The sequence below is a fragment of the Flavobacterium arabinosi genome (assembly GCF_048158725.1).
GTDB lineage: Bacteria > Bacteroidota > Bacteroidia > Flavobacteriales > Flavobacteriaceae > Flavobacterium > Flavobacterium arabinosi.
In genome coordinates, this window is the sequence record NZ_JBLNKX010000001.1 from 148942 (window position 1) to 161763 (window position 12822).

At 35.3% G+C, this 12822-nt stretch carries 10 protein-coding genes and 1 tRNA gene; 8 read left to right on the forward strand and 3 right to left on the reverse strand.

Going from position 1 to position 12822, the window contains the following annotated elements:
• Window positions 1-91: 91 nt before the first annotated feature.
• From ACM55K_RS00590 to ACM55K_RS00610, 5 genes are all read left to right on the forward strand, one after another.
• Window positions 92-1783: a ribulokinase gene (locus ACM55K_RS00590; protein ID WP_416848291.1), complete on the forward strand. Its 1692-nt coding sequence runs from the start codon at window positions 92-94 to the stop codon at window positions 1781-1783.
• A complete protein-coding gene (locus ACM55K_RS00595; protein WP_416848292.1) occupies window positions 1776-2468 on the forward strand; it encodes an L-ribulose-5-phosphate 4-epimerase in 693 nt (230 codons plus the stop codon). Before ACM55K_RS00590 ends, ACM55K_RS00595 begins: the two co-directional genes overlap by 8 nt.
• Before the next feature lie 57 nt (window positions 2469-2525).
• Window positions 2526-4040 (forward strand): L-arabinose isomerase, encoded by a 1515-nt coding sequence (gene araA, locus ACM55K_RS00600; protein WP_416848293.1) that lies wholly within the window; start codon window positions 2526-2528, stop codon window positions 4038-4040.
• A gap of 18 nt (window positions 4041-4058) precedes the next feature.
• A complete protein-coding gene (locus tag ACM55K_RS00605) occupies window positions 4059-5246 on the forward strand; it encodes an aldose epimerase family protein (protein WP_416848294.1) in 1188 nt (395 codons plus the stop codon).
• 511 nt (window positions 5247-5757) lie between these two features.
• Window positions 5758-6105 carry a hypothetical protein gene (locus ACM55K_RS00610; protein ID WP_416848295.1) on the forward strand — a complete coding sequence of 116 codons (348 nt, stop codon included), beginning with the start codon at window positions 5758-5760 and terminating at the stop codon, window positions 6103-6105.
• Window positions 6106-6613: 508 nt separating this feature from the next.
• Here the strand turns inward: ACM55K_RS00610 and ACM55K_RS00615 are convergent.
• Window positions 6614-7009 (reverse strand): hypothetical protein, encoded by a 396-nt coding sequence (locus tag ACM55K_RS00615; RefSeq protein ID WP_416848296.1) that lies wholly within the window; start codon window positions 7007-7009, stop codon window positions 6614-6616.
• A 146-nt stretch (window positions 7010-7155) separates the two neighbouring features.
• Window positions 7156-7235: transfer RNA gene (locus ACM55K_RS00620), tRNA-Leu, on the reverse strand.
• 221 nt (window positions 7236-7456) lie between these two features.
• Here ACM55K_RS00620 and ACM55K_RS00625 point away from each other — a divergent pair.
• From ACM55K_RS00625 to pth, 3 genes are all read left to right on the forward strand, one after another.
• Window positions 7457-8398 (forward strand): ribose-phosphate pyrophosphokinase, encoded by a 942-nt coding sequence (locus ACM55K_RS00625; protein ID WP_416848297.1) that lies wholly within the window; start codon window positions 7457-7459, stop codon window positions 8396-8398.
• A gap of 105 nt (window positions 8399-8503) precedes the next feature.
• The gene (locus ACM55K_RS00630) at window positions 8504-9115 is read left to right on the forward strand and encodes a 50S ribosomal protein L25/general stress protein Ctc (RefSeq protein ID WP_066079356.1); all 612 of its coding nucleotides are present in this window, start codon (window positions 8504-8506) and stop codon (window positions 9113-9115) included.
• 295 nt (window positions 9116-9410) lie between these two features.
• Window positions 9411-10085 carry an aminoacyl-tRNA hydrolase gene (pth, locus tag ACM55K_RS00635; protein ID WP_416848298.1) on the forward strand — a complete coding sequence of 225 codons (675 nt, stop codon included), beginning with the start codon at window positions 9411-9413 and terminating at the stop codon, window positions 10083-10085.
• Between the two features lie 54 nt (window positions 10086-10139).
• Here pth and ACM55K_RS00640 read toward each other — a convergent pair whose 3' ends face one another.
• Window positions 10140-12821, reverse strand: coding sequence for a zinc-dependent metalloprotease (locus tag ACM55K_RS00640; protein ID WP_416848299.1), 2682 nt, complete (start codon window positions 12819-12821; stop codon window positions 10140-10142).
• Between the last annotated feature and the right edge of the window lies 1 nt (window position 12822).

A 12822-nucleotide genomic window follows, 5' to 3' on the forward strand; every position in this document is an offset into this window, starting at 1 on the left:
AAAATGATCTAATTAAATTAAATTAAGTGTTTTTTATACACTTATAAAATAAATATATTTATATTTGCATCTCTCTTAAAAAGATTTTAGAATGAAAAATTACGTTATAGGATTAGACTATGGAACAGATTCTGTTCGAGCAATTTTAATAGACACAGAAAACGGGCAAGAATTGGCATCGAATGTTTGCCACTACAAGCGTTGGAAAAATAAAGAATATTGTGACGCTTCTATAAATCAGTTTCGTCAACACCCTTTAGATCATATCGAAGGATTAGAAGCCACCATAAAATATGTTGTTGAAAACAGTAATGTAGATCCTTCCCTTATACGAAGCATTTGCATTGACACAACCGGTTCTTCACCTGTACCAGTTACTGAAGACGGAACACCATTAGCTTTGACAAAAGGTTTCGAGAACAACCCTAATGCCATGATGGTGTTGTGGAAAGATCATACTTCCATAAATGAAGCAAACGAAATCAATGAGCTTGCCGCTAATTGGGGCGGAGTAAATTTCACAAAATACGTGGGAGGAATTTATTCTTCAGAATGGTTTTGGGCAAAAATTTTACATATAGCAAAACAAGACGAAGCTGTTAAAAATGCCGCTTACACTTGGATGGAACATTGTGATCTAATGACGTATTTATTAATTGACAATAAAGATTTAAAATCGTTTAAAAGAAGCCGCTGCGCGGCAGGTCATAAAGCGATGTGGCACGAAGACTGGAACGGTTTACCTTCAGAAGAATTTCTGGGGAAACTACATCCTTATCTTGCAGCACTTCGCGGAAGATTGTACGATGAAACCTATACATCAGATCTTGTAGCAGGAAATTTAAGCCAAGAATGGGCTACCCGATTGGGACTTACCACAAGTACAGTTATCGCTGTTGGAACATTTGATGCGCACTCAGGTGCTGTTGGAGCAAAAATAGAAGAACATACCTTGGTTCGTGTTATGGGAACCTCAACTTGTGATATTATTGTTGCTTCGGAAGAGGCCATAGGAACTAAATCAGTACGTGGAATCTGCGGACAAGTTGATGGATCAGTAATTCCCGGTTTCATTGGTTTAGAAGCTGGTCAATCCGCTTTTGGAGATTTATTGGCTTGGTATAAAGAATTACTACTGTGGCCAACAGATCATTTATTAGCTACTTCTACCCTTTTGACTGATACTCAAAAAGAGCAACTAAAAGAAGAAATGAGCGATAATTTAATTATAAAATTAACGGCAGAGGCAGAAAAAATCCCATTATCGGAAAGTGTTCCAATCGCCTTAGATTGGATTAACGGAAGAAGAACTCCAGATGCCAATCAGGAAATAAAAAGTGCTATTTCTAATTTATCGTTAGGTACAAAAGCACCTCATTTATTCAAATCACTCGTTAACGCAATCTGTTTTGGTTCTAAGAAAATCGTAGACCGTTTTGAAGAAGAAGGTGTAAAAATAAACAGTGTCATCGGGATTGGTGGTGTTGCGAGAAAATCACCTTATATCATGCAAACCTTGGCTAATGTTTTGAACAAGCCTATTAAAATTGCAGCTTCGGATCAAACACCAGCATTGGGCGCAGCCATTTATGCAGCAGTTGCCGCAGGAATTTATCCTAACGTAATTGAAGCCAGTCAAAAAATGGGAAGCGATTTTGACGGAGAATATTTCCCTCAATTAGATAAAGTTGCAGCCTACAACAAATTGTTGTTAGCCTATGACCAATTAAGCTCTTTTGCAGATCCATCTCTTAAAAAATTACAACAGGAACACTATGTATAAAGATTTAAAACAAGAATGCTACGAAGCAAACATGCAATTGAACGCATTGAATTTAGTAGTATATACTTTTGGAAATGTAAGTGCCGTAGATCGAAAAAATGGCGTTTTTGCCATAAAACCGAGTGGCGTTCCTTACGAAGATTTAAAACCGGAAGATATTGTTATTGTGGATTTTGACAACAACATTGTCGAAGGCAACATGCGTCCTTCATCGGATACAAAAACGCATGCCTATTTATACAAAAACTGGCCAAACATTGGTGGTGTGGCACACACTCATGCTACATATTCTGTGGCTTGGGCGCAATCACAAAGAGACATTCCAATCTTTGGAACAACACATGCCGATCACTTAACATCCGATATTCCTTGTGCAGCTCCAATGAGTGACGCGCTTATCGAGGGAAATTACGAACACAATACCGGAATCCAAATTTTAGATTGTTTCAAAGAAAAAAATCTTTCATACGAAGAAGTCGAAATGATTCTAATCGGAAATCACGGTCCTTTTGCTTGGGGAAAAAACGCTGCGAAAGCGGTTTATAACAGTAAAGTTTTAGAAGTAGTCGCTGAAATGGCTCACTTGACATTACTAATTAACCCAAATGCACCAAGACTAAAAGATTCCTTAATAAAAAAACATTACGAACGTAAGCACGGAAAAGATTCCTATTACGGACAGTAATTATCCAACACATTGAACAGTTAAACGATTAAACAAATAAACGATTAAACAAAAAATATGATCGATATATCTCAAAAAGAAATTTGGTTTGTAGTAGGAAGCCAAGAATTATACGGTGAAGAGACACTTAGAAAAGTAGCGGAACATTCACAACACATTGCAAAAGGATTAGATGCTTCATCACACATACCCGTAAAAATTGTGTATAAAGATGTAGTAAAATCTCCATCTCAAATTACTAATGTATGTTTAGAAGCTAATTCGAACAAAAACTGTATTGGTATTGTGGCTTGGATGCATACTTTTTCGCCTGCTAAAATGTGGATTGGCGGTTTAAGTATTCTTAAAAAACCATTGTGTCACTTACATACACAATTCAACGCTGAAATTCCATGGGCTTCTATGGATATGGACTTTATGAACTTAAATCAATCGGCTCACGGAGATAGAGAATTTGGTTTCATCATGTCCAGAATGCGTAAAAAACGCAAAGTGGTTGTAGGACACTGGGAAGACGAACGTGTTCAAAAAAAATTAGCTATTTGGTCCAGAGTGGTTTTAGGTTGGGATGAATTCCAAAACTTAAAAGTTGCCAGAATTGGAGACAATATGCGTGAAGTTGCAGTAACCGAAGGAGATAAAGTCGAAGCCCAAATCCGTTTTGGTTTTTCGGTAAATGGTTTCGACTCTTCGGATGTTACAAAACATATTGACACGGTTTCTGATGCCGACATAAACAAACTAGTTGAAGTATATGAAGCATCTTATACATTAGCTCCAGCGCTTCAAAAAGGTGGTGCTCAAAGAGACTCATTAGTAGAAGCTGCTAAAATAGAAATAGGACTTAGAGCTTTCCTTGAAGAAGGTGGTTTTAAAGCATTTACAGATACTTTCGAAAATCTTGGTTCGTTAAAACAACTTCCTGGAATTGCAGTACAACGCCTTATGGCTGATGGTTACGGTTTTGGTGGTGAAGGTGACTGGAAAACTGCAGCGATGCTTAGAGCGATGAAAGTAATGAATGTAGGTCTTGAAAACCAAGGCGGAACTTCATTCATGGAAGATTATACGTATCATTTTACACCTGAAAAATCATATGTTTTAGGTTCTCACATGTTAGAAATCTGTTCTTCTATTGCTGATGCAAAACCTTCTTGTGAAGTGCACCAATTAGGAATTGGAGGAAAAGAAGATCCAGTTCGTTTAGTATTTAATGTAGCTGCAGGAAATGCAATTAATGCTTCATTAGTTGATATGGGTAACCGTTTCAGATTGATTGTAAACGAAGTAGAAGCAGTAGCGCCTATGGCTGATTTGCCTAAACTTCCTGTCGCACGTGTTTTATGGGATTGCAAACCTAACTTAGATATAGCAGCAACATCATGGATATTAGCAGGTGGTGCGCATCATACGGTTTACAGCCAAGTGATAACGACGGAATATATGGAAGATTTTGCCGATATTGCAGGAATAGAATTGCTTGTTATCGATGAGAAAACAACGATTAGAGACTTCAAGGATAAAATCAATGCTAACGAAGCGTATTACCATCTTTTTCAACATGGCATGTAACACCAAAAATTTAAAATTATGAATATAGTAAAACGTTGTATTTATGGAATTTCCATTATGAGTTTAGCAAGTATGAATATTCAATGTAAAGGAGATAAAAAGGCTGGAGCCGACGAAACTACTTTAGACGCTAAAGCTACAGATTCAGTATCTATAGCAAAAGCGGCATATGGTAAAACGGATAAAGGAGAACAAGTCGATCGCTACACCCTGAAAAACCAAAAAGGAATGGAAGTAAATATTATTACCTATGGTGGTATTATTTCTTCTCTGAAAGTTCCTAACAAAGCTGGAGTTTCAGAAGAAGTTGTTATTGGTTTTAATTCTTTGGAACAATACATGAAACCCAATCCGTATTTTGGAGCCCTTATTGGAAGATATGGTAACCGAATTGCAAAAGGTAAATTTACTTTGGACGGAAAAGAATATTCTTTAGCCATCAATAACGAACCAAATGCCTTACATGGTGGGCCAGAAGGATTCCACAGAGTCGTTTGGACTGCCACTGAAGCAAAAGGTGGAGACAGCGCTTCTTTAAAATTGAAGTATGTGAGTAAAGACATGGAAGAAGGATATCCAGGAAACTTAACTGTTTTTGTAACCTACACGTTAAAAAATGACAATTCCCTAGATGTGCTTTATGAAGCGACTACAGACAAGAAAACAATCGTGAATTTGACACAACATTCGTATTTCAACCTGTCAGCTGATTTTACAAAACCTATTTTAAATGATGAAATAACTATCGATGCTGACAAATTAGTTCCAGTAGATGCGACCTTAATACCTACAGGTAAATTGACCGATGTAACGAATACCCCTTTCGACTTTAGAAAACCAAAAGTGGTTGGAAAAGACATAGAAGCTAAAGACGATCAGTTGAAAAAAGGATTGGGTTATGATCATTGTTGGGTATTGAACAATCAAGGTAAAGGCGAACGTTTTGCAGCTTCAGCTTATGATGCAGGAAGCGGAAGATTTCTTGAAGTATACACTGATCAACCAGGAATACAATTATATACCGGAAACTTTTTAGACGGAACTTTACCAATGAGAAATGGTGGGACGTATGCGCACAGAACTGGTTTATGTTTAGAAACGCAACATTATCCGGATTCTCCAAATCAAAAAGATTTTCCATCTACGGTTTTAAGCCCAGGGGAGAATTACAAAACAAAAACAACATTTAAGTTTTCAGTAAAATAAATTTAAAAAAAGACACTAACTATTATAGATTATTTTTCTATACCATAATTAATAAGTTGAATGGTTTGGTTTATCATATGGAATTAGTTAGCAAGCCCGAAAGTAATACTTTCGGGCTTTTTTATGCTTTATCTTGTGAAGATACGAGACTTCTCACATAGCATATGAGCCACAAAGTCGGAAATATTCGCAGCCCATTCCCATTTTCAAAGAACTCTTCGTAGAGTGGTGTCTTGTTCAAGTTAAATTAAATTTTCCCGCATATGAAGCAAATAAAGCTAACAAAACTACTTTTTTATAATTAAGTTTTTAATTTCCACTTACAGGAATACGAAAATAAATTTATATAAAAAACGATGTAGTTAAAATAGTATCAGAGTACTAGTTAATTTTTAGCCTGCATACTTCAAACATAATAAATCATCAAAATATTGTTGGTTTTACGGAAAACCTCAAAGAAGATAATTTTTAATAGGTTAAATTTGAGTTTTATTAATCTAAATCGTAAAAAATGAAAAAAATAATCTTTGTATTACTTCTTTTAACTTCGGTTATGGTAATAGGGCAAAAAAATAACTTTTATGGAGAAACAGGAAATCAAATTTATAAGATTAAAATACCTCTTAAAATCTTTAATTCACTAGATAAGACAAAAAGTACCATTGAATTAGGGAGTAATGATGAGGATGAGGAAATAATGGTAAAAATATTTGCTTCTTATACCTATAAAAATGGTGTCTTAACATTGTCGAAAATTAAATCCATTAGACCCGATATGGTTTGGAATAACACTCAAAAGAACAATAAATTAAATAAGTATTTTGACGATGTAGTGAGAGCATATTTGAAAAAATATTAATTTGAGTATTCTTCCAAAACGATATTATAACTATATCGCTATCTAAAGGACGGGAGATAAAAAATAATTAATGCTTATTCCGGTTACACCTGTTCCGGTTTAAACTGGACAGGTAATTAACATAAAAAGGCGAACATAAAACGGAACGCCTTTCTTTGTATATTTATTATTTTTTTACGCTTCTGGCTTTGCAGATCTTGGAAGAATGTTTGCGTATAATGCTTCATAGCCTGTAACGTTTTGAATCTTTTCTAATTCAATTTCCACAGGTTAAACTCTTTTCCTGTATGCCCACGTAGTTCGTCTATTTTACTTTCTAATGTACTGAAGTTGTCATTTGCATCTGATTGAATTTTTGACAGCACGTCTAAAATTGAACTTAGAACAGAGTCAAGTTTATTGACTTTTGGCTCAAGTATCACGCAGACATTGCTTAAAACCTCAATCAAAATTTTAAATTGAGGTATAATTTATCTTCAAAGAAAATGAATAGTGGTAAATAAAATTTTTAATTAATTTGATTATTTAACAAAGTTGTCAAAATAGAAATTATCGATGTTATTATTATGATTAACCACCAGAATTTAGCTGGAAATTGCTCAAATTTTAGTTTTCGCAAAGTTAATAGCTCTATTTCTTTACTATTCCTTTTTGATTCATGTTCATCTTCGATATATTTAAATGAAGTAAATTGTCTCCCTCTTTTAGTTAATCTAAACATTTCTTTATTCGGAGAAAAGATTAATTCTAATTGGTCTTTTAAAATCGCCGTTATTTCATTTAATTCTTTCGGATTGTTGATAATAATATTAAAATCGCTTTTTAACAATGAGTTTTCATTTTTCTTAAACTCATTAATTAATTTTAATATTATAGTCTTTCTATCTTCGGTTAATTTCATCATTTATTGAACTTTTAAATAAATTAAATACCAACATTAATATAGAACAAATATAAAGAAAAATAGCACAAGCAGAAGCGCTTAGAGAAATGAGATAAAGTAAGTAAAGTATAAAACCAAAAAAACCGCTTCTTTCGAAGCGGTTTTTGTACCCGGAGCCGGAGTCGAACCGGCACGGTTTCCCACAGGTGTTTGAGACCAGCGCGTCTACCAATTCCGCCATCCGGGCTTAGCTAGACATGAAATAACGACAGTTACTTCAAACGCAATAAAAGATGTGATTGTATTTAAATCAACCATCAATTCCTTTAACACGGTGCAAATGTAAAAAATAATATTAAATGTTCAACTAAAAATACTTAAAATTTTTCTTTCAGAGTTGAATAAATTTTATAAATTTGCACCTCGCTAAAAACGGAACACACAACTAACTACAAAACAACAAATTAAATGTCACACCTAGAACCAGAAGCTAAAATTTTTGCTTGTTCACAAAGTGTCTATCTTGCAGAAAAAATAGCAGAACAATACGGAATTCCGTTAGGGAAAATCACCGTATCAAAGTACAGCGATGGTGAATTTCAACCTTCTTACGAAGAGTCTATCAGAGGTTTACGCGTTTTTATTGTTTGTTCTACTTTTCCTACTGCCGATAATTTAATGGAATTGTTACTGATGATTGACGCTGCAAAACGTGCTTCGGCAAGACACATTACAGCAGTAATTCCTTACTTTGGTTGGGCAAGACAAGATAGAAAAGATAAGCCAAGAGTTCCGATAGGGGCTAAATTAGTAGCTAATTTATTAGATGCTGCGGGAGCAACAAGAGTAATGACAATGGATTTGCATGCCGATCAAATTCAAGGATTCTTTGAAAAACCAGTAGATCACCTTTTTGCATCGACTATTTTCATACCGTATATAGAAAGTTTAGGCTTAGACAATTTGACGATTGCTTCACCAGATATGGGAGGCTCTAAAAGAGCCTATGCGTATTCTAAATTTTTAAACTCCGATGTAGTTATTTGCTACAAACAAAGAAAAGAAGCAAACATTATCGACACCATGGAATTAATTGGTGAGGTAAAAGGCCGAAATGTAATCTTAATAGATGACATGATTGACACCGGAGGCACTTTGGCGAAAGCCGCAGATTTAATGATCGAAAAAGGAGCCTTAAGTGTAAGAGCCATTTGTACACACGCCATTTTATCAGGTGGTGCTTACGAAAAAATAGAAAACTCGCAATTGAGCGAATTAATAGTTACCGATTCTATTCCATTAAAGAAAGAATCAAACAAAATAAAAGTGTTGAGTTGTGCACCACTTTTTGCCGAAGTTATGCACATGGTACACCACAACAATTCCATTAGTGGAAAGTTTATAATGTAGACATAAGTCGTAAAGTCAAATGTCTTAAAGTTATAAAGTCATGCTGATAGCCAAAAGCTAGAAGCCAAACAAGTAATATTATTTAATAACTATATTTTTTTTACAATGAAATCGATTACAATTAAAGGATCAGAAAGAGAAAGCGTGGGCAAAGTTGCGACTAAAGCCTTACGTAATGCTGGATTGGTTCCTTGCGTATTATACGGAGGAAATCAGGCAGTTCATTTCTCAGCAGAAGTTATGGCTTTCAAAAACTTGGTTTACACTCCAAACGCTCACACAGTTGAGATCGATCTTGGAAAAGGAAAATCATTTAACGCCATTTTACAAGACATTCAGGTTCACCCAGTGTCTGACAAGATTTTACATATTGACTTCTTTCAATTATTTGATGACAAAGAAATCACTATGGAAGTTCCTGTAAAAGTGGTTGGAACTTCTAAAGGAGTTCTTGCTGGTGGTGTTTTACGTTTGAATACACGTAAACTTAAAGTAAAAGCTTTACCAAAAAATCTTCCAGATTTTATTGAAGCTGACATTACTCCACTTGAAATGGGAAACAAATTGTACGTTACTAAATTAGCTAACGACAACTACAAATTGATTCACCCTGAAAACACTGTTGTTGCTCAAGTAAGAATCTCTCGTGCGGCTATGAAAGCAGCTCAAGAAGCAGCAAAAGCAGCAAAAGCTCCTGTAAAAGGAAAGAAAAAATAATATTTTTTCAATCATTCAAGAAAGCATCAGTTGTAAAACTGGTGCTTTTTTTATTTAATCTGAACTTGTTTCAGATTCTATTTAGGAGCACAGCTATCCGTTTTCAGAACAACACTTCTCCTGCTGTCCGTTCTATCTTTTTTTTCATTTACCCTATCAGGGTTCAAAACCCAAACAAGATAAATAAAAAAAAGGATGCCACTCCCATCAGGGCTATCTAGAAATATTTTGTCTCCAATAACGATTTTCTAAAAATCTAATAGTCCAATACTCTAATTAAGTCTATTTTTGCAGCATGATAAAATGGATTTCAAATTTATTCACATCACCAAAAATAGACGACAATACGGATTGTATGAAACCGGAGGTTCACGAACACAAAAAAAACAATATAAAAAGCGTGAGTAATAAATTTTTAATAGTTGGACTCGGCAACATTGGTGCCGAATATGTAAACACAAGACACAACATCGGTTTTAAAATAGTCGATTTCTTTGCCAGAAAAGAAGGAGTCAACTTCGAAACCGTAAAACTGGGTTCCCTCGCCGAATATAAATTCAAGGGAAGAACTTTTTTACTTTTGAAACCCAACACATACATGAATTTGAGCGGGAAAGCGGTACAATACTGGATGACGGCAGCAAACATTCCTTTGGAAAATATTTTAGTCATTACGGATGATTTGAACCTTTCCTTTGGAGCGATTCGCATCAAACCAAAAGGAAGCGACGGTGGACACAATGGATTAAAGAATATCAATCTTGTTTTGAACACGCAGAATTACACGAGATTCCGTTTTGGAATTAGCGATGAATTCAAAAAAGGGAAACAAATTGATTATGTCCTTGGAGACTGGGACGATGCTGAAAAAGCAGCGCTTCCTGAACGATTAGAATTAGCTTCCGAGATTATAAAATCATTTGGAACTGCTGGATTAGAAATTACCATGACGGCATTTAATGGAAAATAAAAAAAAGGGAAACGTTTTAAAACCGTTTCCCTTTTTTAGTAAATTCTATTTTGATTATTCGATCACTATTTTTCTTACCTCTTTTTTATCTCCATCAATTACCGTCAATAAATAAAGTCCCGACTGAACATTTTTTAATTGGATATTTTCATTGAAATTTTGTTGAATTCCATATTCTTTTTCGAAAATTTTTCTACCTAACAAATCGTGTACTAGTACTTTAATTGTACTAGTTGAATCACTGGTAAATTTCAAGTTAAAATTTCCTTTGTTTGGATTTGGATAGAAGACTAAATTATTTATCTGAAAATCAGGAGCTGCTAAAGTAAAGGTTTCCGCACAAATGGTTATCGATGCCGAATTTAACGTCCCCACATTAGCCTGATAAGCATCCCGAACTCTCAATGTCCAAACTCCCTGTTGATTTTGCCCATTAAAAGCGGACAATGGCTCAAATGGAGCTACAATTTGAGCAGCAGTAGTTCCGCAAGCAAGTATACCTCCCAAATCATCATAATTCAATATTAAACTATTATTAGTATCCCCACAGCTTCTTTCAAATAATTTCACAGTAGTACCTTGCGGGCTTACCACCTCTATTTGTACATCTGACAAATACGAATGAGTAAAACCTACTGCAAAATTTACATCTGAGACAGTTCCAGTCGAACTAGGCACATTAACTATTTTAGAAGTATAAGTAGGTGAATCCGTTATGGGAAAAGGGGTTGCAAAAGCATACGTATTGCAAGATGAAGCAACCGTATATCCAATAGCAAAGGGTTTACTATTTATGGCATAATAAATATTTGCGGTTGGCTCAATTAAAATCCTACATTTTTTTGCAGTAACATTTGGAACTGTAATTACTTGAGAACCATCGTTTGGAGTAGCCGAAGCTAAAATTGTGGAAAATGTCAATCCACCATCTGTAGAAAGCTTGATATTTACATTTGCAGATCCAGCTAAAGCATTTGAGCCACTTACACTCCAGGTTACTGTTTGTGTTGTTCCTTGCAACCAACTTGAATTATCTGTATTTTGTGATGTAACAGCAAATGGACCAACTGTTCCGCTTACATTTACAATCATTTCATCTGTACTCGTTTGAGCGGTTCCAATTGTAGCATTAACATTATCCCTGCCTGTTAAAGTAAAATGAAGTGTTCTGGCTATTGTGGAAACTGACTCCCAAGCTGTAGTTAATTTACTGGACAATACAGTATTGTAAGCTGGCATATATCGTATAGGCGAACTAGTTGGATACATCGATCGAAAAAGAGGACCATCAGCTTTGGTAGGTAAAGCGATACTGTTTGCTCCACTTGTAGTTGTTGCCGTGTCATTTTGTTCCCAGCAATAAGAAATAGTATCGCCATTAACATCAGAACCAGTACCGGTCAACTTAAAAGCCGTACCATTAGGTATTATATAATCTAAACCAGCACTAATTGTTGGTGGACTATTACTTACTGCTGTACTGACAGGACAGTTTTTTGTTAGTAGATTATCTTGTATTTGCTTAATGCTTGCATAAGCAAAGTAATCATCCGAATTAGCTTGAACATCATAATCCGTAATCCCAGCATATCCCATAATGGTTGATCCGCTTCCCGGCTCAACGCACACTCCAGTCCCTTCAAGCGCATAAGAAAAGGTATGGTTTGCTCCTAGTTGATGCCCCATCTCATGAGCTACAAAATCAATGTCAAATGTATCGCCTTGCGGTTTTGCATCAGCTGGTGACGTAAAAGCACTCCCTTTGGCTAATGGAGCAGCACCTGTAGGACTTACACACACACAACCTATACAACCTGAATTACCCCCATTACCTGTAGCTCCAAATAAATGTCCTATATCATATCCTCCATCAGTTACAGTACTCGTTAAAGTACTCTGTAACTCTTGACTCCAAGCTCCTCCAGCTCCTGCAGTGGCATCAGAATAAGGATCTGTTGTGGCATTAGTATAAATAATAGCAGTATTGTTAGCGATAATCTTCAATTCTACGGCTAAATCTTTATTAAAAATACCATTCACTCGTGTCATAGTAGCATTCATACCCGCCAATGCTCCTGCTGAAGTTCCTCCAAAATAGGCAGTATATTCTCCCGTACAAGACAAAGCCAGTCTTAAAGTTTTAAAGACTCTGTTACTCGCTGCAATTTTACTGGTTTGTTTTAATAATTGTTTGTTTAAAGCTACATCTTCAGTTTTACAGGAAAAAGGCAAACTTCCTCTGGTTCTGTTTTTGGAATTAAAAAGAACATATACTGTTTTGTCATTAGAATCTTGTTCAATAAATTCCGACCCACTATCTCCCCTTAGAATCATGGTTTGAATTCCCTGTGGTGAAAAACTGAAATAAAGTGATGCATTTCGATCTGTAATTCCAATACCGTTATAAGCTCTGATATCTGGATATTTTACCTGCAACTCATGCTCAAAATTAGAGGATTCCCAAACTGAAAACTTTTCTAAAATACCATTCATATTCGGAATAGAAATTTCAACTCTATTTTCCTTTGCTGTATTATTCTGAAGTGGCTCCAAAAATTGTTTAATCGCAACTTCGTCTAATTTAAACAACAATTCATTATCAGCACTCAGCTTAGGGCTAATCTTATCTGAAAAAGCAACCTTATTTTGATCTATTCTTTTCCAAGGAGAACCATTTTGCGCATGCGCTATTGAACTCGAGAGAATAACAATAAAAAATAGTATAATTTTTTTCATG

What these genes read in the sequence shown, in the direction of transcription:
- araA (WP_416848293.1), top strand. Translation starts at nt 2,526, where the DNA reads ATGATCGATATATCTCAAAAAGAAATTTGGTTTGTAGTAGGAAGCCAA.
- ACM55K_RS00605 (WP_416848294.1), top strand. Translation starts at nt 4,059, where the DNA reads ATGAATATAGTAAAACGTTGTATTTATGGAATTTCCATTATGAGTTTA.
- ACM55K_RS00615 (WP_416848296.1), bottom strand. Translation starts at nt 7,009, where the DNA reads ATGATGAAATTAACCGAAGATAGAAAGACTATAATATTAAAATTAATT.
- ACM55K_RS00630 (WP_066079356.1), top strand. Translation starts at nt 8,504, where the DNA reads ATGAAATCGATTACAATTAAAGGATCAGAAAGAGAAAGCGTGGGCAAA.
- ACM55K_RS00590 (WP_416848291.1), top strand. Translation starts at nt 92, where the DNA reads ATGAAAAATTACGTTATAGGATTAGACTATGGAACAGATTCTGTTCGA.
- ACM55K_RS00640 (WP_416848299.1), bottom strand. Translation starts at nt 12,821, where the DNA reads ATGAAAAAAATTATACTATTTTTTATTGTTATTCTCTCGAGTTCAATA.
- ACM55K_RS00595 (WP_416848292.1), top strand. Translation starts at nt 1,776, where the DNA reads ATGTATAAAGATTTAAAACAAGAATGCTACGAAGCAAACATGCAATTG.
- pth (WP_416848298.1), top strand. Translation starts at nt 9,411, where the DNA reads ATGATAAAATGGATTTCAAATTTATTCACATCACCAAAAATAGACGAC.
- ACM55K_RS00625 (WP_416848297.1), top strand. Translation starts at nt 7,457, where the DNA reads ATGTCACACCTAGAACCAGAAGCTAAAATTTTTGCTTGTTCACAAAGT.
- ACM55K_RS00610 (WP_416848295.1), top strand. Translation starts at nt 5,758, where the DNA reads ATGAAAAAAATAATCTTTGTATTACTTCTTTTAACTTCGGTTATGGTA.